Origin of the sequence: Catonella sp. (genome assembly GCF_052169795.1) — a bacterium.
Lineage (GTDB): Bacteria > Bacillota > Clostridia > Lachnospirales > Lachnospiraceae > Catonella.
This window is the reverse complement of the sequence record NZ_JBQNBU010000030.1, coordinates 1-25,426: the sequence shown is the minus strand read 5'-3', so window position 1 is coordinate 25,426 and position 25,426 is coordinate 1. Positions and strand designations below refer to the sequence as shown.

The window sequence follows — 25,426 nt, the reverse complement described above, 5'->3', positions numbered from 1 at the left end:
ATAATAGCTTAGAAAAAAATTTATAAAATACTGACATTTAGGGTTGCAATTTATATAAATGCAACAGAGGTACCTGTCAGAGTAAGTGCAACACCATGTTGCATTTAAGTTGAAAAACTACACCCTATGAAAAACCCCAATCCCGACTAAATAGAATTCTTGAATAACACCACACTTCATGCTATACTGAAATAACCAATATTTTAAGGAAAAGGAGCAAAAATATGGAAGGTATGTATAGTGTGCCATTATCAGAACTTATAGAGAAAATGGGGCTTGATAATCTTACGCCGGATATTGACACAGAAAATATTTTGATTAAACACATAGATGTAAACCGTCCTGCACTTCAGCTGGCAGGCTTTTTTGACTACTTTGATTCAGAGCGAATTCAGGTTATAGGTCATGTTGAGAGGGCTTATCTTGAGAGAATGGATGAAGAGCAGGGAGTTAAGGTTCTGACAAAACTTATGGATTATAAGATTCCTTGTCTGATTTTTTGTAGAGGAATAGAGGTGCCTGACAAGCTTTTAGAAAGGGCAAATGAGAAAAAAGTTCCAATTCTTTGGACAGAAAAGGCTACTTCAGCATTTATGGCTGAGGCTATCCGCTATATGCGTCATCAGCTTGCTCCAAGGATATCTATACATGGGGTATTTGTAGATGTTTATGGTGAGGGTGTGCTTATCATGGGTGAAAGCGGAATTGGTAAGAGTGAGGCTGCCCTTGAACTTATCAAGAGAGGACATCGTCTTGTATCTGATGATGTAGTTGAAATTAAGAAAATAAGTGAAGATACCTTGGTAGGTACAGCTCCTGAAATAACAAAGCATCTTATAGAACTTAGGGGTATTGGAATTATAGATGTAAGAACACTTTTCGGTGTGGCAAGTGTTAAGAATTTCCAAAACATTGACCTTATAATAAAACTTATGGAGTGGAATAAGGATTATGAGTTCGACAGGCTCGGTCTTGAAGAACAGTATACTGAGATTCTTGGAATTAATCTTATAAGCCATAGTATACCTATCCGTCCGGGCAGAAATCTTGCAATTATTTGTGAGTCGGCAGCAGTTAATAATCGTCAGAAGAAGATGGGTTACAATGCAGCCAAAGAGTTTTATGACAGAATACAGTCCAATTTTATGAAAAACAGGGATATTTAAGGAGAAGATTATGGGCAAATTTTGTTTTGGAGTAGATATAGGTGGAACATCAGTTAAGCTGGGAATGTTTTCTATAAAGGGAGAACTTATTTCAAAATGGGAAATACCTACTGTTCCGGAAACAGTGCTTGTTGATGTTGCAAAATCAATAGAGGATCATTTTACAGATGAATACCTTAAGAAAGATTGTTCAGGAATCGGTATAGATGTGCCGGGACCTGTGACAGGAGATGGGATAGTATCGCAATGTGTAAATATGCATTGGGGAAGAACTGATGTTAAGGCGGAAATTGAGAAACTCACAGGTCTCAAGGCTCAGGTTGCCAATGATGCAAATGCAGCTGCACTTGGAGAATTGTGGCAGGGTGGAGGCAAGGGTTATGCAAGCCTTGTAATGGTAACCCTTGGAACAGGTGTAGGCGGAGGAGTTATTATTGGTGGTAAGATAATTGCAGGAGCTAATGGAGCCGGTGGTGAAATTGGACATATCTGCGTAAATCCACATGAAGAAGTGGCTTGTAACTGTGGTAAAAAAGGTTGCCTTGAACAGTATGCTTCAGCAACGGGTATAGTCCGTCTTGCAAAGCTTGCTATGGCAGAAGGTAAGAAGACAACAAGCCTTTCAGATATAGATGATTTTTCAGCAAAAGATGTAATAGATGCGGCTAAGAAAAAAGATGAAATAGGAACAGAAGTACTTGATAAGATTGGTTGGTACTTGGCATTTGCCTGCTCCGGAATTGCACAGATAACAGATCCGGAAGCCTTTGTAATAGGTGGAGGTGTATCTAAAGCAGGAGATGTGCTTCTTAAGGCTATCGGTAAATATTACAATGAGTTTGTAATGGATGCTTTAAAAAATAAAGAATTCAGACTTGCAACTTTAGGAAATGATGCAGGCATATATGGCTGTGCCGCCATGGTAGCAGGAGAAAAAATAGGATAATGAATAGTGAATTTGTGAAAGGGCTTCAAAACATATTATGTGGCGAAGCCATATTTTTAAATGAACCGATGAGTGAACATACCAGTTTTAAAATTGGAGGTCCTGCAGAGGTTTTTCTTGAAATTACAACAATGGAGGAGCTTCTTAAAGTAACTGATTTTTGCAGAAAAGAAGGAGTCAGATTTTTTGTACTGGGTAACGGAAGCAATCTGTTAGTAGCTGATGAAGGATTAGAGGGAGTAATAATACATCTATCCGGCAAGCTTGCAGGGGCTAGGATGGACGGGGATATTATAAGAGCAGGGGCAGGACTCAGTCTATCTGCCTTAGCTCTCTTTGCAGCAGAAAAAGAACTTACAGGACTTGAATTTGCATCAGGTATACCCGGCTCAGTAGGTGGAGCTATATGCATGAATGCAGGGGCTTATGGCGGAGAAATGAAGGATGTAGTAGAAGGTGTCTATGTTCTTACAGATGGGATGCTTAAGTATTTTTCAGCAGAAGACATGGAATTTTCTTACCGTCACAGTATATTGAGTGAACTTAAAAATGCAATAGTAGTTACTGCTGATTTTAAACTTATGCCGGGGAAAAAAGAAGAAATCCTGTCTAAGATAGATGAGCTGACAGAAAAAAGAAGAGAAAAGCAGCCTCTTGAATATCCAAGCGCAGGCTCAACATTTAAAAGACCTGAGACAGGCTATGCCTCACAGTTAATAGAGGAAGCCGGGTTAAAGGGAACGAGAATAGGAGGTGCGGAAGTATCAAAGAAGCACAGCGGATTTATTATAAATGCTGATAATGCGACCGCAAATGATGTAAAAGAGCTTATAGCTTATGTCCGGAAAGTGGTAGAGGAAAAAAGTGGAGTGAAACTCTCTCCGGAGGTAAAAATGTTATGAATACTTCAAAATTGGTTATAATTACGGGAATGTCAGGAGCGGGTAAGACTACTGCAATAAAGAGCCTTGAAGATGCGGGGTATTTTTGTGTAGATAATCTGCCGGTCGATTTTTTAGCTGATTTTGTAAACTTGACAAAGACAAGAGGAGAGCACATAGGTACGGCTATCGGCATAGATATAAGAAGTGGTTCGGGGCTTGACAGACTGGCAGGTATTCTTCCGCAGATAAAAAATGAAGGTGCAGAGATTCTTTTTATGGAGGCTTCAGATGAGAGTCTTATAAGAAGGTATAAGGAAACAAGGCGTACACATCCGCTTTCCGGAGCAGGCAGGATTGAAACCGGCATAGTAAGAGAAAGAGAAAGGCTTGCTTTTCTTAAGGAAAGTGCAGATTATCTTATCGATACAAGCAGACTGCTTACAAGGGAGCTGAGGGCTGAATTGTATAAAATATTTATAAATGATGAAAAGTATAATGGTTTTGTGACTACTATACTTTCTTTTGGTTATAAATATGGAATTCCATCAGATGCCGATCTTGTGTTCGATGTGAGGTTTTTGCCAAATCCGTTTTATATACCTGAATTAAAGGAAAAGACGGGCAATGATAAAGAGGTTTATGAATTTGTTATGTCTTCAGAGGCAGCGAGACAGTTTTTGTCTAAACTTACAGAAATGGTAGATTTTTTACTTCCTAATTATATGGCGGAAGGGAAGAATCAGCTCGTTATTGCTATAGGATGCACAGGTGGAAAACACAGGTCGGTAACACTGGCAAATGCTCTGCTTGAGTGGTTTAGGGAGACTGAATATAAGGCGAGGATAGAACACAGGGAGATTTGATATGTCCTTTTCATCAGATGTAAAAGAAGAACTTACGGAGTATGTGCCAAGCGGAAGGCATTGCCAGATAGCAGAATTAACTGCAATTATAGCCATTTGTGGAAGGGTAAGAATTACTGAAACAGGAAATTACAGACTTTTCATCCATACGGAGAATATTTATACGGTAAAAAAATATTCCATACTTTTAAAAAAGGCATTTGGCATAATAGGAGAGGTTTCTATACGAAAAAACACTGCCGGGAAAACCCTCATATATACAATTTTAATTAAGAATAATGAAGCAAAGGAAGTGCTTTTTGGAATTAAGCTTATAGATAAGTCCGGAAGGATAAGGGAAGATTATTCCCTCGTATCAAATCTCGTGGTACAGAACAGCTGTTGTAAGAAAGCCTTTGCAAGAGGAGCTTTTTTGGCGGCGGGATCTATGGGCGACCCTGCAAAAGGTTATCATTTAGAAATAGTTGTAGGGAACAGTATGGCAGGTAATGAACTTATTGAAATTCTCTCCAATCTTGCTATCAAGGCAAAATTAGTGCAGAGGAAGAATCACTATCCTGTTTATATTAAGGACAGTGATGCTTTGGCGGATTTTTTTAGAATTACAGAGGCACACAAATCCCTTATGGAATTTGAAAATATAAGGATTTTGAAAGATGTAAAAAATAAGGTTAACCGTAAGGTAAACTGCGAAACTGCAAATATAAAAAAGACAGCATCGGCAGCAGCTAAACAGTTAGATGATATCTATTATCTGCAGAAAATCAATAAATTAGATACCTTACAGGAGGGACTTAGGGAGTTAGCGAAGCTCCGTATGGAATATCCTGATGCAACTCTGAAGGAACTTGGTGCACTTTTAGAAGAACCTCTTGGTAAATCAGGAGTAAACCATAGGCTTAATAAAATCAGTCAGATAGCACAGGAACATAGAGGTTAGGTTTAGAAAGAAGGAGATATGGGCTTTACACATTTACATTTACATACAGGATATAGTCTCTTAGACGGGTCAAGTAAAATTAGAGAACTTGTAAAACGAGTGAAAGAGCTGGGGATGGATGCCTGTGCGATTACAGACCATGGTGTAATGTATGGAGTAATAGAATTCTATAAGGCTTGTAAGGCTGAGGGCATTAAGCCGATACTTGGATGTGAAGTGTATGTAGCTCCGGGTTCGAGGTTTGAGAAAGGAATGGAAAAATCAGCGAAGCGTTACAATCACTTAATTTTGCTTGCTGAGAATGACACAGGTTATAAAAACCTGATAAAAATGGTATCCAGAGGATTTACAGAAGGCTTTTATTATAAACCGAGAGTGGATTATGAATTGCTTAAGGAGTACCATGAAGGGATTATAGCCTCTTCAGCCTGCTTAGCCGGAATAGTCCCTACAAAATTAAGACAGGGAGATTATGAGGGGGCAAGAGCTGAGGCGGAAAAGCTTAGAGATATATTTGGAGAAAATAATTTCTTTTTAGAGCTTCAAGACCATGGACTTCCAGAGCAGAAATTTGCAAATCAGGGTTTGATGAGAATTTCTTCTGAGACAGGGATACCTCTTATTGCTACAAATGACTGTCATTATCTATACAAAGAAGATGCAGAGGCACATGATGTACTTATCTGTATTCAGACTCAGAAAATCGTAACCGATGACGATAGAATGAAGTACGAGGGTGGGCAGTTTTATGTAAAATCACCTGAGGAAATGAAGGAGATATTTCATTATATTCCTGAGGCTATAGAAAATACTGAAAAAATAGCAAAAAGATGCAATGTTAATATAGAATTTGGGAAATATCATCTGCCAAAATATGAGGTGCCGGATGGCTATGACTCACTTTCATATTTAAAGAAACTTTGTGAAGATGGATTTAAGAAAAGATATGAGGGCATTACAGGAGCTGAGGAAGAAGAAATAAGGGAAAGGCTCAGGTATGAGTTGGATACCATAGCCAATATGGGGTTTGTAGACTATTTTCTAATAGTGTGGGACTATGTAAATTTTGCAAAGCAAAGCCACATACCTGTAGGACCGGGTAGAGGCTCTGCTGCCGGAAGCATAGTAGCTTATTGCTTAGAAATTACAGATATAGATCCTATAAAGTATAACCTTCTCTTTGAGCGTTTTTTAAATCCTGAGAGAGTTACCATGCCCGATATAGATATGGACTTTTGCGAGAGCAGAAGACAGGAAGTAATAGATTATGTTACTGAAAAATATGGCAGGGAAAAGGTGGTTCAGATAATTACCTTTGGAACAATGGCGGCAAAAATGGTAATCAGGGATGTGGGAAGAGCCTTAGATTTGCCTTATAGTTTTTGTGACAAAATAGCAAAAATGATACCGATAGGTAAAAATGGCAAAAAGATAGAAATAGATATGGCATTGGAACTGAATCCTGATCTTAAAAGGCTTTATGAAGAAGATGTAGAAGTAAGAAGGCTTATAGATTTGTCTAAAAGGCTCGAGGGACTGCCACGCCATGCATCGACCCATGCGGCAGGAGTGGTTATAAGTAAGAGAGAAGCAGACCATTATGTACCACTTTCGATGGGTACTGACGGGGCAATTACGACTCAGTTTACTATGAAAACTTTAGAACAGCTGGGACTACTGAAAATGGACTTTTTAGGACTTAGAAATCTTACCGTTATTGATGATGCGATAAGCAGGATAAATATCAAGAGAAGAGAAGAAGGGAAGTCCGACTTTGATTTAAAGACTATTGATATGGATGATAAAAATGTCTATCTGATGCTTAGTGAAGGAAAGACAGAAGGGGTATTTCAGTTAGAAAGTCCGGGAATGACCAACTTTATGAAAAAGCTGAGACCGGATAATATAGAAGATATAATTGCAGGGATTTCACTCTTCAGACCGGGACCTATGGACTTTATTGATGATTATATAAATGGAAAGAAAGATTCGTCTGCTATAGAATACGACTGTGAAGAAGTTAAGCCTATACTTGAATCCACTTATGGTTGTATGGTTTATCAGGAACAGGTTATGCAGATAGTAAGGGATCTTGCCGGATATAGTTATGGACAGAGTGATGTACTGCGCCGTGCCATGTCTAAAAAAGATGGTAATGTAATGAGGCAGGGCAGGCAGGGTTTTGTATATGGAGATAAAGACAAGGGAATATATGGCTGTGTTTCACGGGGAATATCTGAAAGTGTTGCAAACAGGATATATGACAAGATGATTGATTTTGCAGATTATGCATTTAACCGTTCACATGGAGCAGGCTATGCCTTTGTGACTTATCAGACTGCTTACCTAAAGTATTATTATCCCAAAGAGTATATGGCAGCCTTATTAACGAGTGTGATTTCGAGGGTGGATAAGATTTCTAACTATATATTAGATTGTAAGGATATGGGAATGGATGTGTTGCCGCCGGATGTAAATGAAGGTGAGGGAAGATTTACGGTAGCAGATAAGGGAATACGCTATGGAATGTCTGCAATTAAGGGAGTTGGAGAAAATGTTACCGGAAAAATAACAGAAGAGAGGCAGCAGAGAGGTCCATACAGGAGTTTGTCGGACTTAGCGGAGAGACTTTCAGGAATACTTAATAAAAAAGGTTTTGAAGCCCTTATAAAGGCAGGTGCAGTTGACTGCTTACCCGGAACAAGGCGTGAAAAAATGGCTGTATATGAACAGGTAATTGACTCAGTTAACCAAGAAAAAAAGGGCAAGATGGCAGGGCAGTTAAGCCTTTTTGATATAGCACCACAAGAAGACTTATCTGCATTGGAAGTAAAAATGCCTGTATTAGGTGAATTTGATATAGAAACAAAACTGGCATTTGAAAAAGAGATGTTAGGTGTCTATTTGAGTGGACATCCTTTGGAAAGCTATCAGGAATTGATAAGAGATGTGTGTAATGCCAACTCATTAAATTTTTTCTATGATAAGGACGAAGGAAAGGTGGATGCAGATTCAGGGGGGCATTATATTCTTGGGGGAATAGCAACGGGGATTAACAAAAAAATTACAAAGAATAACCAACAGATGGCTTTTATTAATCTTGAAGATTTAGTAGGAGTGGTTGAAATAATAGTATTTCCAAGAGATTATGAGAAATATAAGAATATTATTGCAGAAGGTGGAAAATATGTAATTTCGGGTAAGGCATCACTTGAGGAAGAAAGCGATGCCAAACTGATTGCAGAAAAGATAGTGCCTTTTGAAGATGTGTTAAGAGAGGTATGGCTTCAGTTTGAAAACAAAACTAAGTTGGCAGAGGTTGAGGCCGAACTTAATGATATTTTTATAGCCAATAAAGGAAGTGCAAAGGTCATGTTTTATTGCAGGCAGGAGAAGCAGATAAAACGAGTAAGTACAGTGAAAGGTATATCTTATGCTGAATCTGTAAAAGCTCTGTTAAGGGCAAAGCTTGGTGATTCAAATGTAAAGGTTGTAACAAAACTGCCATAAGTTAAGAGCTAAATAAACTTGTTGTTGATTGTAGGATTAATTTGTATTAAAATGGGTGCGGAAGACTTTTATTTTAGAGAATTTTGAAAAATGTAAATAAATCTATGGAGGTAGAAAGATGGCGAAAGAAATTAATACAATAGGAGTACTTACAAGTGGAGGAGATGCTCCGGGAATGAATGCATGCATAAGAAGTGTTGTTCGTGCAGCTCTTTCAGCAGGTAAAAAAGTAAAGGGAATAAGAAGAGGATATGCAGGCCTTCTTGAAGAGGATATTATTGATATGGATTCAAGAAATGTATCAGATGTGATACAGCGTGGAGGTACTGTACTTTATACAGCCAGATGTCCTGAATTTAAGTTGCCTGAAGTACAGGATAAGGCTGCTGAAATATGTAAAAAACATGGCATAGACGGAATGGTAGTTATTGGTGGAGACGGTTCTTTTCAGGGAGCAGGCAGACTTGCTGAAAGAGGCATAAATACCATAGCTCTTCCGGGAACTATTGATAATGACATTGCCTGCACAGAGTATACTATCGGCTTTGATACAGCAGTCAATACAGCTATGGAATGTATAGACAAGGTAAGGGATACTTCAACTTCTCATGAAAGATGTAATATTATTGAAGTTATGGGAAGAGGAGCCGGTTATATAGCACTTTGGTGCGGTATTGCTAATGGCTCTGAGGAGATTCTTACATCTGAAACTTATGATGGAAAGCTTGATGTCATAATAGAAAGAATTAAGGAGCTCCGTGCAAAGGGCAAAAAGCATTATATTATTATTAATGCTGAAAGTGTAGGCAATTCCAATGAAATGGCAAAACTTATTGAAATGGCTACAGGCATGGAGACAAGGGCTACAGTTCTTGGACATATTCAGAGAGGTGGCGGACCTACTGCTGCAGATAGAGTATACGCAAGTATGTTTGGAGCAAAGGCTGTGGATCTTCTATTAGAGGGAAAGACAAATCGTGTAGTTGGTATGAAGGGCGGACAGTTTGTAGATTATGACATAGCAGAGGCACTTAAGATGAGCAAGACAGCAGATCCATGGATGGTAGAGCTTGGAAGGAGGCTTGTCAGATAATGTCGATTTTTGAAGGAGTTGCAACAGCCCTTATAACTCCACTTTGTCCTGATGGAAGTGTAAATTATTCTAAGTTAGAGGAACTTATAAACAAGCAGATTGAAGAAGGAGTGGATGGTCTTGTAATCTGTGGTACAACAGGAGAATCGGCAACTCTCACCGAGAGAGAGCACATGGATGTTATTGCTGAGGCTGTCAAATTTGTAAATGGAAGAGTGCCTGTAATTGCAGGTACAGGTTCAAACTGTACATATACATCTATAGAGATGTCGAAAGAGGCTGAAGATGTGGGAGCAGATGCACTTCTCTTGGTATCTCCTTATTATAATAAAGCTACAGCTGAGGGTATGTATGAGCATTTTGCGGATACTGCAAATGCAGTTACTATACCTGTAGTTCTTTATAATATTCCGGGAAGAACCGGAGTAAATATTGAGCCTGAGACAGTATACAGGCTTGCGAAAGATGTTAAAAACATAGTTGCAGTGAAGGAAGCATCCGGTAATATTTCTAACATAGCAAAGATAGCTGCACTCACGGCAGATCTTGATTTTGATATTTATTCAGGTAATGACGATCAGGTAGTTGCTGTTTGTGCGATGGGAGGTAAAGGAGTGATTTCCGTAGCTTCTCATGTTATACCGAAAGAAATGCATGACATGGTAATGAGTTTTATAAATGGAGACGCAAAGAAAGCCTTAGATATTCAGAATAAATATCTTTCACTGATAAATACATTATTTATAGATGTCAACCCTATTCCGGTGAAGGAGGCTATGAATCTTTTAGGATATGAGGTTGGAGGATTTAGAAAACCTCTTACTGCTATGCCGGATGCTCATAGGGAGATTCTTAAAAAAGAACTTATTAACGCAGGACTTTTAAAATAATATAAGGAGGATGCTATGAAAAAATTAATAGGAGTAGCTTCAGCTGTTGCCGGAGTGGCAGTTTTGGTGGGAACAGCATATATGCTCTATAAGAAATTCTGTCCATGTTGTAATGGTAGTTGTGATATGGAAGAGTGTGAATGTGAAGGAGAGGCTTGCGAAACAAAAGCTGCTCCTCACTCCAGAGGTTATTTCAACCTGAAAAGAGTACAGGAAGCAGCTGCAGAAAGTGAAGCAATTGAGGCTTAAGTTTATAAAATTGGCATTTAGATTAAATTAAAATGTTCCATTGCCTTGTATATGCCGTCCTCAAGTAAAGGAGGGGCTACATACGAGGCAATTTTTTTAATATTCTCATCTCCGTTGCCCATGCAAATAGAATTGGGAAGCAGTGTAAGCATTTCTCTGTCATTTTCACTGTCACCAAAGCCGAAGGCTGATGAAAGTGGAAGATTGAGATGACCAAGTACAGCTTTGATGGCGGTAGCCTTGTTAAAGCCGTTTGGAAGGAATTCGACAAAGCCATAACCTGACCAGCTTACCTTATCATCTTTATTGTTTGTATCTAAAGGTGTATTGGCTGCCTTGAACTTATCCTCATTAGGCATTCTATGGATAATAGCAGTCATAAAATCTTTTATATCATTCGCCATCTTCATGGCATAATCCCATTGGAGAGGGCTTATCATACCTGAAAACTTACCTACACTGAGTTCTTCCAAGTTGTCACGCCTTATTTCCTTTAGAGGGGCAGACAGCTCTTTTAAAAGAACCTTAAGTCTTGTAGGGTCACTATATCTCTCAAGAGGAAGAACATGGATATATTCATCGCCTTCGAAGAAAAGTCCGAGGTCTGAGCCTTCAAACCAGTCGAGAAGCCTTGAAAGTTCAGTAGGCTGTAGTCTATGGTCAACAAGTACTTCATTTTCAAAGGAAATATAAGTACCACCACCGCAGATAATACCGTCAAAGCTTAAGTCGAGGAGTTTTTTAGGCAGCATAGACTTGCTTCTGCCACTACAAATAAAGCAAAGATTACCCTTTGCCTGAGTTTTTTTTATTGCCTCTACAGCAGTTTCAGGCAGATATTCCTTTCTGCCAAGTAAAGTTCCGTCAATGTCAAAAAATAATATTTTCTTCTTCATAATAAAATAATTATAGTAGTTTAATTAGGAATTGGCAAGAGGGAAATATACCGCCATCCATGTATGAATAGTAAGCAAAACAGTGTTAATCGTCAGCTATAGGTATGTTATCAAAAATGAAATTGAAAATCTGAAAGAAAAGATATATAATTTTGAATAAGAAAGCCTTAATGGGCAGAAATTTTCAATGAAATGGAGTGGATTTTATGGAAATTAAGCGTGATAGTTATCTGAAACAGTTGATTGCGTACCGTTTTGATGGCTTGGTGAAAGTAATCACCGGTATTAGGAGATGTGGTAAATCCTATCTTCTTAAAAAAATATATAGAGATTACCTGATTGAGAATGGTGTAAAAGAGGAGCAGATTATTACTATTGAGCTTGACCTTGCAAAAGATATTAAATACCGTAATCCACTCATTCTTTCAGCTTATGTAAGGGAAAAAGTGGAGAAAAGTAAAGAAGAGTATTATCTCTTTGTTGATGAAATACAAATGTCTGATGAGGTAGCCAATCCATATAATCCGGATGGTAAGAAAATTACTTTTTACGATGCTCTTAATGATTTGAGAGGCTTATCAAATCTGGATGTTTATGTAACCGGAAGCAATTCAAAAATGCTTTCCAGTGACATTCTTACTGAATTTAGAGGTCGAAGCGATGAAATAAGAGTACACCCGCTTAGTTTTGCAGAGTATTACTCTGCTGTTGGAGGAGATAAAAACGAAGCATTTGATGAATATGCATTCTATGGCGGTATGCCGCTTATTTTATCGAGACCTAATGAGACGGCTAAGATGAATTATCTTAAAACACTTTTTTCAGAAGTGTATATTAAGGATATTGTTGAACGCAAGAGAATTGAAAGGCAAGATGTACTGGAACAAATTTTGGATTTGATTTGTTCATCAGTCGGTTCATTAACGAATCCAAACAAAATTGCAAATACATTGAAGTCTAAACAGGGGAGTGGGGTATCTGCAAATACAATTCGTGCATATATCGGACATTTGGAAGATGCCTTCCTTTTTTCAGAAAGTAAGCGATATGATGTAAAAGGGAAATTATATTTTGATTCTCCAAGTAAATATTACAGCGAGGATATAGGCTTGAGAAATGCAAGAATAGGCTTTCGTCAGCAGGAAATGACACATATAATGGAGAACATTATATATAATGAGTTGAGGAGCAGGCAGTTTTTGGTTGATGTTGGTGTTGTATACTCAAGAACTGTTAATGACAATGGGAATTCAGTTCGGACTCCAAGGGAAATTGATTTTGTGGTAAATTCAGGAGGGAAGAGAACTTATATCCAGTCAGCTTATGCTATACCTACTGATGAAAAATCAGAGATAGAACTCAGACCATTTACACTTACAGGAGATTCTTTCCCTAAAATTGTAGTAAGGAGAGATATTGGAAAGCGTTGGTATGATGATACCGGTATTTTGAATATAAATGTGATTGATTTCTTGTTGGATAAAGAAATTATTTAGTGATTGAACAAAACAGCCTTAATGGGTTAACATTTTCAATAGAAGTTGTGCTTTTATCAAGATACGGAATAGTCAGGCTATTGTTGATTAGGTACAGTCTTTCTTTTAAGTTTGACTATTGAGCAAAATTTACTATTATATAATACATGGCTTTAATAAAGAATTGGCAAGAGGGAAAAGATTTGATATTATATATTATATGTAAGTTATAAAATGCCGATATAGTATAATATATGATTTTAGAAAGGAGCCGGCAGTTATGAAGAAAATTTTGTCATTTTTGTTATGTTTAGCGATAATTGTAGCTTTACCCGGGTTTACTGTGGCTAGGGCTGATGGAGAAAATGATAAAAAAATAGCCCGTATAAAAGCAGAATATATAGGGAAGGTGAATGAGAGCGGAGAGGTTACTGCAGGAGATTTGCTAAAACTTGAAGATTTTAAGATTGAAGTACAGTATGAAGGAGAACAAGAGTTTAAGGAACTTCCTAGTGGAGAAAAAATTTATATAAAATTTTCTCCTGATAAGGTGCCTGCAGATGAAAAAAGTGGCTTTGTGGTTACAGTGAGTTATAATAATACGGATAGAACTGTAGGTAAAAAAGTGCTGGAAGCAAAACCCTTTATAAATAAGACAAATTTGGTTTTTAAGTCAATGGAGGCAAGATGGAATGGAAGTACAGATTATCATGTTGGAGATGAGATAAAAAAAGGTGAAATTACATTGATAGTAAGATATGATAAGATTACTTCTACGGGCAAGGTTACAGATACAAGAACTATTGCACATAGTCAGTTTACAATATCTCCGACAGCAATACTATCAGATGGTGCAAATAATGTGACAGTAACTTATCAGAATAAGACTACAAATGTAGTAATAAAAGGCTCAGGTACTAAGGGACTTGAAATTATTTATTCCGGTGATAAAAATATAGTGGTAGGAAGTTCCATAGATATTAAGAAGGTAAAAGCAAATATTGTATACAGTAATAATGATAAGAAGCCTGTAAATGCTAAGGATCTTACATTTGAAAATTTGGAGGTAAAAGCACCCGGACCACATGAGGTGATAGTAAAATATGGAGACATAAAGGGGAAGCTTACTGTAAATGGAATAGCTAAGAATCCGGAAAAAATATCGGCAACATATACAGGAACGGATTTGGTTGTAGATTCTAAGATAGATATTTCTCAAATAACGGTTGAAGTTATCAATAATGATAAAACTAAGGATAGGATTACTACAGGTTTTACTATTTCGCCGGAGAAAGTAACCAAGGTCGGACCAAATATTATTACAGTAACCTATAAGGGTTATAGCGATACTGTTACAATTAAGGCTACGGAGATGTTACCGACAAACATCACGGCAACCTATAATGGTAGTCCCGTTATAGAAGGTCAGACTATTAATAAGTCAAGTATCTTAGTTACAGCCTATTATCCAAATGGAACTAATAAGACAGTATCGGATTTTGAACTTTCTACAGAAACGATGAATAAGGTGGGGATGCAGGATGTAATTGTTAAGTATAAAAACCTTACAGCTACTATTTATGTGCCGGTAATAGCAAAGATGGTTACTAAATTGGAAGCCGTATATAGTGGAGGAGCTTTAGAGCAGTTCCAATCCATAGACAGAAAAAAACTTGTGGTCACAGCTACATTTAATGACGGAAGCAGGTCAAATGTTGATGATTATATGATAAGCACAACTACAGCTTCCAAGGTGGGAGAGAACCTGTTTACTGTAAACTACGGGGCAAAGAGAGCGACTTTTACCGTGGAAGCTCTTGCAAGGCGAATAACCGGAACCGGTACTTTAAAATCAGAAGTAGGAAGCGGAGAGTATAGTTCTACTATTACAGCTTTTATTCAGGATCAGGTAGTAAGAGAGGGAATAAAGCTTGAAACTGAAGAGATAGAGGAATATATTATTAAACCTGCAATAAAAAGGGTAAATAATGCAAATACAAAAAAATACATAGCCTTTGATTTGAATGTAGACAGCTTTCAGTTTGATGAAAATCAATATATGACAGCTGAATTCACAGTGCCGGACGGTTTTGATCCTGCAAAGGTAGCAATTTTCTTCACACCGGATAGGAAAAAGACTATGATACAGCTGACCGGAGGGCTTGTAGCAAGTAATCTATACAGATTCTATGTATATGAATCAGGCTCTTATGTGATTATGCAAAACAATAACAATGATGTGACTATGCAGGAGATGAGAGACAATGACCAGAGAAAGCCGTTTATGGTAGTTGCTATAGATAGGAGTTTGCCGGTTAAGACAAAGTCTAAGATTAAACCTTATGTATTGTTTTCTGCTTATAAAAATGAAGAATTTACTTATGAAGTAGATAATGAGGATGTTTTAACAGTAACAAAGACAGGTGAAATGACTACCAAGGCGGCAGGAACTGCAAGTGTAACAGTAACCGCAAAGAGCGAAGGTTTATCTGAAACTTTTGAGATTACTGTAAAAGGAAATGTTGAGGAATAAATTTTATTTATTTGAAAGGAAGATATATGTCAGACTTAACTAAAGAGATAGAAAAACGCAGAACCTTTGCGATAATATCCCACCCTGATGCGGGAAAGACCACACTTACTGAGAAGCTTCTGCTCTATGGAGGAGCAATTAACCTTGCAGGTTCGGTAAAGGCAAGAAAGACCAGCAGACATGCAGTGTCAGACTGGATGGAAATAGAAAAGCAGAGAGGAATCTCAGTTACTTCTTCAGTAATGCAGTTTGAGTATGGAGGATGCTGTATAAACATACTTGATACTCCGGGACACCAGGATTTCTCAGAGGATACTTATCGTACTCTTATGGCAGCTGATTCAGCGGTGATGGTGGTTGATGCAAGTAAGGGTGTGGAGGCTCAGACTATAAAGCTTTTTAAGGTATGCGTAATGAGACATATACCTATTTTCACATTTGTAAATAAGTTAGACCGTGAGTCAATGGACACTTTTGAACTTATGGATCAGATAGAGAGCATTCTTGGTATAAAAACATGCCCTATTAACTGGCCTATAGGATGCGGCAAGAATTTTAAGGGAGTTTATGACAGAAATACCGAAACTGTAATGGAATTCAAGGCTGCAAATGCAGGGACAAAGGAAGTAGAAACAAGCTATTTTGATATAAAGGATGAAGGAGCTAAAGACTCTTTAGGTAACGATAATTTTGAGAAATTAATAGAAGAACTTGAACTTTTAGACGGTGCCTGCCCTGAATTTGATCAGGAAAAGGTAAGTAGGGGAGAGTTAAGCCCGGTATTCTTCGGGTCTGCACTTACCAACTTCGGTGTGGAAACCTTTTTGGAGCATTTCCTTAAAATGACTTATATACCATCTTCCAGAAATACAGATAAAGGAGAACTTGATCCGCTTTCAGATACATTTTCAGCCTTTGTTTTTAAGATTCAGGCTAACATGAATAAGATGCATCGTGATAGAATAGCATTTATGCGTATCTGCTCCGGTAAGTTTGAGGCAGGTATGGAAGTTAATCATGTGCAGGCAGGAAGAAAAATAAGGCTTGCACAGCCGCAGCAGATGATGGCACAGGAGAGAAAAATAGTAGAAGAGGCATATGCAGGAGATATTATAGGTATTTTTGATCCGGGTATTTTCTCAATAGGAGATACTGTTTGCTCTGCGAATGAGAACTTTAGGTTTGCAGGCATACCTACCTTTGCTCCGGAGCATTTTGCAAGAGTTCGTCAGGCAGATACTATGAAGCGTAAGCAGTTTGTAAAGGGAATAGAGCAGATTGCACAGGAAGGTGCTATCCAGATATTCCAGGAATATAGTCAGGGATTTGAGGAAATACTGGTGGGAGCAGTGGGTGAACTTCAGTTTGATGTACTTAAGTTCAGGCTTTTACAGGAGTATAATGTGGAGATACGCCTCGAAACCCTGCCATATGAGCATATTCGCTGGATAGAGAATAAGGATGTGGATATGGACGGCCTTTCACTTACTATGGATGCTAAGAGAATCAAAGATATGAAGGGTAGACCTTTGCTTATATTTACTCACCCTTGGAGTATTCAAACAGTGCTTGAAAGGAATGAGGGACTGAAACTGTCTGAATTTGGTAATGCGGAGATGTAGTACACAAAAAGTGAAATATTTTAAAATATCGACATTTCATAAGTATCTCCAAAATGCTTATTACAACGATTATAGTGCTTCTGTGGATAAAGGTAAAGCATAGAATAAATTGGACCGGTTAATTTATTTACTGACTTTAATTACATTGACAATTTATAATTTTAATGACATAATAGTGCGTGCCTATGTTAGATAGAGCTAACCAACACCTGTACACTACAGTATGAATCAGGTACTATCTGACAGAAGCTTTACACTTGTATGCTGTAAGGTTGTCAATATCAGGCAAGATATTGAAATAGCCTTTGCATAAATAAACACATGTATACACAGATGCACAAAGTGCATCAAAATCAAGAAAGGGAGAGTATTAAGTCCAATGAAAAAAAGATTACTATGCAGTATCATGTCGGCAACTTTGGCAGTAAGTTTTATAACAGGGTGTTCATCGGGAAATTCAAACACTACATCAAAAACTGCTTCAAGCACTACAACATTGGGGAAGTCATCGGCTTCTCAGTCGAAAAGCAGCTCAGCTGCCTCAAATAACAGTTCGGGCAGTCCTTCGGCAGAAACATCAGGCGATTATGTATATGCAAAGATAGCTGTTCCTTATGCTGATTTCTACTATGGTGAGCTTAATAATGTTGAACCGGAGAGCGATCCGGCTAGTCTTGCACCACAGCTTGACAAGGAAGATGCCGTTGAACAGGTCGGATTTAGAAAAAAAGGCTTCTATGATGCGGTAAGTTCTCCTACAATAGACAAGGTTGAGTACTTTACTGCAGTGAACACTGTGGTGGAGGGAGAAAAATCCGAGTATTTCGGCCCTAAGGAAGTGAATGTTGCAATTTCCAAAAAACTGTATGAAGAGGCTCAAAAAGCTATACAGGATAAAAAGGAATCGAAAAACAAGCTTTTGGAATTTGTAGAAGAAATTAAAGCAACAGATGATAAAGAGCCTGTTGAATATAAGGTTATAAATTCCGACGGAGTGCTTAGCAAGACTATAGGAAAGGTTGAAAAAAATGCTGATGCAACAGCTGAGATTACAACCACCTCAGCCTATGGCAATTATGAGATTACTATAAATGGTGTTGAGATAGATCCTGAGGTTATGCAGGGGGCGATTATTGAAACCTCGGATGGTGAAAGATTTGGTCTTAAGCATCTTGATAATTTATGGCTAAAAGCCAATGAAATATCATTTTCAGCTAAAGAGTTCACAGACATGAATCATAATGCACCAAAAGAATATGAGAGATTCAAAGATATACCGGGAAAGACCATAACAAAGGTAACCTATATGCTTGCCAATACAGATGATGTTGAGATAGACACATCACTTTACTGCAAAGAGCTTGCTCCTGATAGCTATAAACTTAGCGGGGATGAAACAGTAAGTTATAGTAACAAGGGTACAAAAGTAAATTATAAGCTTGAGACAGGTGATCAGAAGTATGCTTTTGAAAGAGCAGTTTACAGAAAAATGAATGTTGAAGCCAGCATCAATTCTAAAAAAGATGGCGTTCTTGTACTTCCTAAGGAATGCACACCGGGTAACTACCAGCTTATATTCTCAAATGACAAATATTCTGACCTGTCATTTATGTGCCTTGTAGAATCCGGTTTGAAAGCGGGTAATTTCAGCTTCAAGGACAACAAGCTTTCTCTTAAGAAAAATTCTAAGGGAATTGACATCGCAACCTACCTTGGTTCTATAACCTCTGCAAAGGTCGGAGAGATAGAGTACAGAGGAGGCAGAGGAAGGATGTTCGGTGCAACTGTGTTTAATGATGACGGAAGCATCAAGCTTGATGCCGCATATAATTCTGATTCAGGTTCAGAGCCTGTATTCACCGGTTCAGATACATATAAGGTAACACTTACTGCCGATGGATACCCTGATGTTGAATTTGAGGTAAAAGCTAAATAAGCATAGTAAATTTAACACATTTAAGTCCAAATTATTAACAAAATATCTTGCGCAATATCGTAATCAGGCAATAAGCTTAAAATCATGATGTTAAACAGATATTTGGTAATATCACCCCATAGTCACGGATGAAAAGACTGCATAGCCGTCGTTAGCACACGAATTGAGCTGTACGTGACCTATGGGGTGAATATTTGGGTTAAAGTAAGCAAATGAAAGGACTTTAGTATTTGATTTTATGAAACTTATAATATGTCTGATCTGTTCTATATGGTTTTTTGCAACATTTAATAATCAGGTAAAAAAACATGCAGCGGCATTTTACATTATTACAGTGCTTATGTCTGCATTTACCGTATTTGTTCCCCACAAATTTCTCCCGCCTTTGTTAGTTATGTTTATAAATAAAATATTTGTAGGAGGAGTGCTTCAGGGAGCAATATTTATAATTGTAATGTATGTAAGCGTACTGCCGCAAAAAAACCGGATTCGTATAAAACTAAGCAAAGTAAGGGGAGAAATGGCGATAATAGCGGCTCTTTTTACATTGATACATAATATATCTTATGGTAAAAGATACTTTATGCTTTTATTTACAGATATATCTGCTTTAAAGCCCTATGAGGCTGCGGCTGCACTGCTTTCAGCATGTATGATAATGCTGCTTGTACCACTTACTGTAACCTCTTTTAACATTATAAGAAAGAAGATGTCAGGAAAGAGCTGGAAAAAGCTTCAGAGACTTTCGTATATTTTCTATGCACTTTTATATTTTCATATAGTTCTGATATTTTCAAGAGGACTTTTAACAGGGAGGCTGACATACCTTATTGATTTATATATTTATACCTTAATTTTCGGAATATATGCTGCATTAAGGCTGATTAAGTATTTTAAAAGGAAAGCAGGTAATGTGACATCAAAGAGAGAAAACGGTGCAGAAAGCTTTAATACGGCTGATTATATAAAAGGCAAAACTATTTTAAGCACAGCGCTCTTTTCGGTTGTTATGCTCGCAATATGTGTATATTCAACCTATATATACAGCAGCGCGGATATTAATAATATAGTAGAGGCAAAAGCCGATGTACAGATTCAAGATAAAATCGATGCAAAGACAGGAAGCAATCGAAAAGAAACTTCAGAGGCTGACAATGGCGGAAACGGTTCAGCTAACAAAGCAGATACGACTCAGAATGAGCAGGGCAAGAATGTGCAGGAACAGCAAAACTTAGTTGCAGGCGGTGAGGGCTTTAAGGATGGCGAGTTTGAGGGAAGTGCCGTAGGCTACAATGGTAAGCTGACTGTAAGTGTGGTTGTCGAAGGTGGAAAGATAAAGGATATAAAGATAGTCAAGCACATTGATGATGAAGAATATTTTTATCCTGCAAGAGACAAGATTATACAGTCGATTCTTGAAAAACAGAGCACGGATGTTGATGCCGTAAGCGGAGCGACAACAAGCTCGGATGCTATAATAAAGGCAATAAAGAGGGCATTGGGGGAGAAAAAATAGAGTTTTTTTCTTTTTTTGGTTTTGTGGTGATTTCAATTATAAGGAACTAACTCTCTTTTGTATAGGGTTAGGTGTCACATCTGTTGTATTCTTACAAAATATAAAAGAATGATAATCAAATCATCTTGAAATCGGGATAAATTTGTAGTAAAATAAAATGGTGGTGTCCTATAAATTAAGGGCAGTCTAATTTTATGATAAGCTTTAAGGAGGAATTTTTAATGATTTCAGCAGGCGATTTTAGGAATGGCCTTACAGTCGAGATTGACAACAGTGTTTTCCAGATAATTGAGTTTCAGCATGTTAAGCCGGGAAAGGGTGCAGCTTTTGTGCGTACCAAACTTAGAGACATAAAGAACGGTGGTGTTAAGGAGACTACATTCCGTCCTACTGAGAAATTTCCTCAGGCAAGAATAGACAGGAAGAATATGCAGTATATGTATGCTGATGGTGATATGTTCAACTTCATGGACAATGAAACTTATGAGCAGTTTGGACTTACTTCCGAGCAGGTTGGAGACGCACTTAAGTTTGTTAAGGAAAATGAGACAGTATCAATGCTTTCACATAACGGAATGGTATTCTCGATAGAGCCTCCTATGTTTGTAGAGCTTGAGATTACCGATACTGAGCCGGGATTTAAGGGAGATACTGCTACAGGTGCTACAAAGCCTGCAGTAGTTGAGACAGGTGCTACAGTTTATGTACCTCTCTTTGTAAATCAGGGTGATAAGATTCAGATTGATACAAGAACAGGTGAATATTTAAAGAGAGTATAATTTTACAGGCTGTCACAGAGGGTGACAGCCTATTTAGGTTTAAAAGGAGAACATATGTATAAGGCAGTGTTATTTGATATGGACGGACTTATATTAGATACTGAGAAACATTATCAAAAAGCTTGGATACAGGCGGCAAATGAGATGGGATTTAAGATGACGGTGAAGGAACAGCTTTATCTTAGAAGCTGTACAAAAAAATATGCAGAGCCTATTATGCAGGAGTTTTTTGGAAGCGGTTTCGACTATGATAAAGTAAGAGACAGGCGAAAAGAAATAATGGAAGAAGACTTAAGAAAATTTGGTATAGAGAAGAAGCCGTTTGTTGATGAGATTTTAGAATATCTTAAAGAAGGAGGGATAAAAAGAGCCTTAGTTACTGCTACACCGGAAAAAAGAGCAAGGCAATGTTTAAGAGAAGTAGGGCTTGAAGAGAAATTTGACCAAATTATTTGTGCAGATATGGTTGAGAATGGAAAACCCGAACCGGATGTATATATTTTTGCCTGTGAAAAGATAGATGAAAAACCATCTGACTGTCTTGCACTTGAGGATTCTCCCAATGGGGTGCGTTCTGCAAATGGAGCAGGAGTAGATGTAATTATGGTACCTGATCTTTCAGAGCCGGATGAGGATATATCTAAAATTATAATAAAAAGAGCAGAAAACTTAGGAGATGTGATAAGTTTCCTGCAGAATTTATCTCATTAGATGCATTTTAACAGCCAACCTTATTAAAGAGCGGCCACCGGGGAAGTTTTTTAATTCAGTTTTGCTGATGCCTTTTAGTAGAAGTTCAAATACAAAAAAGGTAAAAATACCGATCGGAAGGGCTGCCATAAGTCCGAAGTAATATTTTCCGGATAAATTAGTTGTAATATTGTATACAAAATATACCAAGACTCCCATTATTCCGGAGGCAACTGAAGGGATGATACAGGTTTTGAATATTTCAATTCTTATATGAAGCCTGAATCTGATAATGAGGAAGCTGAGTACTATTACTATCGCAGGCATAAGCATTCCTCCAAGTACAAGAGCAAGTACTGCGGTATCGGTATATTTTAAAAGTAAGAAGATAAATGCAATATCTATAAGCATAGCAATCATATTTATTATGACAGGGATGACCATGCTGTATATGCTCTGTATTATAGTACTGAACAGAATGGAAACTGTGTAAAGGGCAATTGTACCTGACCCTATCAGCATAATCTTTTCTATGATGGGGTCTGTATCTCCAAAAAGCAGCCTGATTATAGGAGCACCTAAGATTGCAAGCCCGACAGTGGATGGAATGGCAATCATGAGATTAAATTTCAGAGCCAGCCTAACCTTTTTTTCTACTTCTTTCTTCGTACTTAAGATATTACCCCTGACTAAAGAAGGAATGGAAGCGGTAGTAATTGCACTTGTGATTCCCATTACAATATTACATAATAAAAGAAATTTCCCCTCATATATTCCGTAAAGTGAGGTGTATGCTTCTTTTGCCATACCTTTGAGATGGAGAATATTATTAAATAAAGTCATAGAAATAAGACCGTTACTGCGTACGAGTATTTGGCTTAACATAACAGGCACAACAGTTGCAAGTATTATTTTTATCAGGTAAGGCATAGAATCAGGTTCAGATTTATCCCTGAGTCTTTGTCTTTTAAGTGTAGGTATATTTAAAATGAGGAGTAGATAAATGATTATAAGTCCAAAGAGAGTTCCGGCAAATGTACCGGTAACACCTCCTGCAGCACCATGTGCAGCAATATCCAAGGATGCACTATGAGATTTTGCAAATGTGAATGCAGCCCAAACACTCACTATACCATTTATTATCTGTTCAAAAAACTGTGAAAGTGCAGTAGGCACCATTGTTCCCTTGCCTTGGAAAAAACCTCTTATAACTCCAAGTACTGCACTGACAAGGACAGTAGGTGCAAGAGCTTTTAGTGGTATTTGTATTGCCGGATTGGCAAACATATGTGTGGCAATAAAGCCTGCACCAAAGTAAACACCGGCAGATAGAAGCCCACCGGAAATTATTGAGACAATCAGAGCACCTATAAGGATTTTCCAAGCATTGTTATATTCCCGTTTGGCAGTCTTTTCTGATACGAGTTTAGATACTGCCATAGGCATACCGTAAGAGGAAATGATGAAACAGAAGTTATATATTTCAAAGGCATAGCCATAATAACCTATTCCTTCATTTCCGAGTATTCTAGCCATCGGAACTCTATATACAAGTCCTATGATACGGACAAGTATAGAAGTAATTGCAAGTATACTGCCTTGGACTAGAAAATTATCGTTATGTTTTTTATATTGTGAACTCATTATATATTCCATTTCTTAAGTATAAGTTTGTATATACTTCATTCTACCTTTTTTTAGTGAGAATATCAACTTTTTTTGGTTTTGACTTTATTCTGACTCAGTAATCTATTATCATGTTAAGCCTAAGGAGGATTGTATGAAATTAACTAAGATTATATCGGCAGTTTTTTTTGGATTTAGCATTGCTGCAGGGCTATTCTCATACAAAGCTTTAGCATCTGAACAGGTATTTCATGACCGGTATTTTAATTCCCAGTGGGGACTTGATAATGCCAATGATATAGACATAGATTTTCCGGAAGTAAGGGCTAAGTACAGTGGAGGCCAACAGGAAACTATAGTTGCTGTAATAGACACAGGAGTAGATTATACTCATGAGGACTTGCAAGGTGCACTTTGGGTTAATAAGGGTGAAATTCCGGAAAATGGTATAGATGATGATGGAAACGGATATATAGATGATGTACATGGATGGAATTTTTATGATAATAATAATGTTTTATATGATGGAACAGAGGATATGCATGGTACACATGTTACAGGAATCATAGCGGCAACCATGAACTCAAAAGGTATAGCAGGAGTTGCAGGAAGCAGCAGTGTAAAAGTTATGGTCATCAAGGTCATGAAGGACGAGTCAGGTTACACATATAACATTATAAATGCAATACATTATGCAGAAAAAATGGGAGCGAAGATATGTAATTTAAGTTTTGGAACGGAAAGTACAGATAAAGATTTGGAAGAAGCTATCAAGAATTCAAAAATGCTTTTTGTGATTGCGGCAGGTAATGGAGATGCTATTACATCCATAGGCAATGACATAGATTTAAAGCCTATGTATCCGGCATCATATGTCTATGATAATATTATTTCGGTGGCAAATTTACAAGAAGACGGGAAGCTTCACCCAAGTTCTAACTATAGCTATACTGCTGTGGATATTGCTGCACCGGGTACAAAGATACTTAGTACCATAGATTCGGCAACATACAATATTTTACCGAACATATCAGCTCCTTATGGCTATTTGAAGGGAACATCTATGGCAGCTCCATTCGTTACCGGAACAGCGGCATTATTGTATTCAGATTTTCCGGGAATTACTATTTCTCAGATAAGGCAGTCTATTTTAAACGGAACCAAAACTCTGCAGTCCCTATCTGGTAAGGTAGCTACCGGAGGAATGTTAAGTGCACTGGGAGCTTATAATTATGCCTATAATAATTATCAATCTTTTTTGTTTTTTAACAAACAGGTAGAAGAAGCAAATAGAGAAGAAGCTAAAAGACTGGAAGAAATAAAAAATGAAGAGGAGAAAAAGTTGGAAGAGGCTAAAATAGCTGAGGAAGAAAGAAGGAAGGCTGAGGTAAAGAAGCAGGCTGAATCAGAAAAAATAGAGAAGCAGAAAAAAATAAAGGAGTTAAAAGACTCTATTAAATTTTATAAGACCAAAACAGGAAAAATACGCATAAAGATTGAAAAAAAAGGTATCGCAATAGTGAGGGCGGTAAAAGGAAAGAAAGAGGTTAAGTATTTTGAAAAGGGTACAAAAGGCTATGAGATTAAGCTGAATAAAAAAAATCAGGTGGTTTTGAATCTGAAAAAGGGTATAGCCACATTTTATGTGATGGACAAACAAGGTAATGAAGTTATAAAGAGAGTAGTTGTAAAATAACTACTCCCATGTAAATATTTTTGATTTATCTATATACTTAGCTGACCGGGTTATAAGAAATTCGGTCAGTTTTTTATTTTCTACGAGGCCGTATGAATATACACCATTTTCAAGAG

General features: G+C 37.5%; 19 protein-coding genes. 17 read left to right on the top strand and 2 right to left on the bottom strand.

Translation table 11 applies throughout. From position 1 onward, the window contains the following. The first annotated feature begins 233 nt into the window (after positions 1–233). The 9 genes from hprK (at position 234) to ACTTKP_RS06240 (ending at position 10,541) form a co-directional block, all read left to right on the top strand. Positions 234–1,166: an HPr(Ser) kinase/phosphatase gene (hprK, locus tag ACTTKP_RS06280; protein WP_442553054.1), complete on the top strand. Its 933-nt coding sequence runs from the start codon at positions 234–236 to the stop codon at positions 1,164–1,166. A gap of 10 nt (positions 1,167–1,176) precedes the next feature. After that, positions 1,177–2,112: an ROK family glucokinase gene (locus ACTTKP_RS06275; protein WP_442553053.1), complete on the top strand. Its 936-nt coding sequence runs from the start codon at positions 1,177–1,179 to the stop codon at positions 2,110–2,112. Further along, entirely contained in the window at positions 2,112–3,014 is a 903-nt protein-coding gene (gene murB, locus ACTTKP_RS06270) for a UDP-N-acetylmuramate dehydrogenase (RefSeq protein WP_442553052.1), read from the top strand. The genes ACTTKP_RS06275 and murB overlap by 1 nt, the downstream gene beginning before the upstream one ends. After that, a complete protein-coding gene (gene rapZ / locus ACTTKP_RS06265; RefSeq protein ID WP_442553051.1) occupies positions 3,011–3,859 on the top strand; it encodes an RNase adapter RapZ in 849 nt (282 codons plus the stop codon). Before murB ends, rapZ begins: the two co-directional genes overlap by 4 nt. 1 nt (position 3,860) lies before the next feature. Next, positions 3,861–4,799 (top strand): DNA-binding protein WhiA, encoded by a 939-nt coding sequence (gene whiA / locus ACTTKP_RS06260; protein ID WP_442553050.1) that lies wholly within the window; start codon positions 3,861–3,863, stop codon positions 4,797–4,799. An 18-nt stretch (positions 4,800–4,817) separates the two neighbouring features. Continuing rightward, positions 4,818–8,309: a DNA polymerase III subunit alpha gene (locus ACTTKP_RS06255; RefSeq protein WP_442553049.1), complete on the top strand. Its 3,492-nt coding sequence runs from the start codon at positions 4,818–4,820 to the stop codon at positions 8,307–8,309. Between the two features lie 118 nt (positions 8,310–8,427). Next, complete coding sequence (gene pfkA, locus ACTTKP_RS06250; RefSeq protein WP_442553048.1) at positions 8,428–9,402, top strand: 6-phosphofructokinase; 975 nt, start codon at positions 8,428–8,430, stop codon at positions 9,400–9,402. Then, entirely contained in the window at positions 9,402–10,292 is an 891-nt protein-coding gene (gene dapA, locus ACTTKP_RS06245) for a 4-hydroxy-tetrahydrodipicolinate synthase (protein WP_442553047.1), read from the top strand. Before pfkA ends, dapA begins: the two co-directional genes overlap by 1 nt. A 15-nt stretch (positions 10,293–10,307) precedes the next feature. Then, positions 10,308–10,541, top strand: a complete 234-nt coding sequence (locus ACTTKP_RS06240; protein ID WP_442553046.1) for a hypothetical protein — start codon at positions 10,308–10,310, stop codon at positions 10,539–10,541. 17 nt (positions 10,542–10,558) lie between these two features. Here the strand turns inward: ACTTKP_RS06240 and ACTTKP_RS06235 are convergent, their stop codons facing one another. Beyond that, positions 10,559–11,437, bottom strand: a complete 879-nt coding sequence (locus ACTTKP_RS06235; RefSeq protein ID WP_442553045.1) for an HAD family hydrolase — start codon at positions 11,435–11,437, stop codon at positions 10,559–10,561. Positions 11,438–11,643: 206 nt separating this feature from the next. Between ACTTKP_RS06235 and ACTTKP_RS06230 the strand changes: the two genes are divergently transcribed. The 7 genes from ACTTKP_RS06230 (at position 11,644) to ACTTKP_RS06200 (ending at position 22,009) form a co-directional block, all read left to right on the top strand. Next, a complete protein-coding gene (locus ACTTKP_RS06230; RefSeq protein WP_442553044.1) occupies positions 11,644–12,933 on the top strand; it encodes an ATP-binding protein in 1,290 nt (429 codons plus the stop codon). Between the two features lie 259 nt (positions 12,934–13,192). Continuing rightward, positions 13,193–15,445, top strand: a complete 2,253-nt coding sequence (locus ACTTKP_RS06225; RefSeq protein WP_442553043.1) for a bacterial Ig-like domain-containing protein — start codon at positions 13,193–13,195, stop codon at positions 15,443–15,445. Between the two features lie 26 nt (positions 15,446–15,471). Then, a complete protein-coding gene (locus ACTTKP_RS06220; RefSeq protein WP_442553042.1) occupies positions 15,472–17,067 on the top strand; it encodes a peptide chain release factor 3 in 1,596 nt (531 codons plus the stop codon). 379 nt (positions 17,068–17,446) lie between these two features. Beyond that, positions 17,447–19,003 carry a hypothetical protein gene (locus ACTTKP_RS06215; protein ID WP_442553041.1) on the top strand — a complete coding sequence of 519 codons (1,557 nt, stop codon included), beginning with the start codon at positions 17,447–17,449 and terminating at the stop codon, positions 19,001–19,003. Between the two features lie 238 nt (positions 19,004–19,241). After that, positions 19,242–20,519, top strand: coding sequence for an FMN-binding protein (locus ACTTKP_RS06210; protein ID WP_442553040.1), 1,278 nt, complete (start codon positions 19,242–19,244; stop codon positions 20,517–20,519). Between the two features lie 221 nt (positions 20,520–20,740). After that, the gene (gene efp, locus ACTTKP_RS06205; RefSeq protein WP_442553039.1) at positions 20,741–21,298 is read left to right on the top strand and encodes an elongation factor P; all 558 of its coding nucleotides are present in this window, start codon (positions 20,741–20,743) and stop codon (positions 21,296–21,298) included. A 54-nt stretch (positions 21,299–21,352) separates the two neighbouring features. Further along, the gene (locus tag ACTTKP_RS06200) at positions 21,353–22,009 is read left to right on the top strand and encodes an HAD family hydrolase (RefSeq protein WP_442553038.1); all 657 of its coding nucleotides are present in this window, start codon (positions 21,353–21,355) and stop codon (positions 22,007–22,009) included. Here the strand turns inward: ACTTKP_RS06200 and ACTTKP_RS06195 are convergent. Further along, the gene (locus tag ACTTKP_RS06195) at positions 21,998–23,632 is read right to left on the bottom strand and encodes a putative polysaccharide biosynthesis protein (protein WP_442553037.1); all 1,635 of its coding nucleotides are present in this window, start codon (positions 23,630–23,632) and stop codon (positions 21,998–22,000) included. The two genes, ACTTKP_RS06200 and ACTTKP_RS06195, sit on opposite strands and share 12 nt — an antisense overlap. 136 nt (positions 23,633–23,768) lie before the next feature. Between ACTTKP_RS06195 and ACTTKP_RS06190 the strand changes: the two genes are divergently transcribed. Beyond that, a complete protein-coding gene (locus ACTTKP_RS06190; RefSeq protein WP_442553036.1) occupies positions 23,769–25,310 on the top strand; it encodes a S8 family peptidase in 1,542 nt (513 codons plus the stop codon). Positions 25,311–25,426 lie beyond the last annotated feature (116 nt).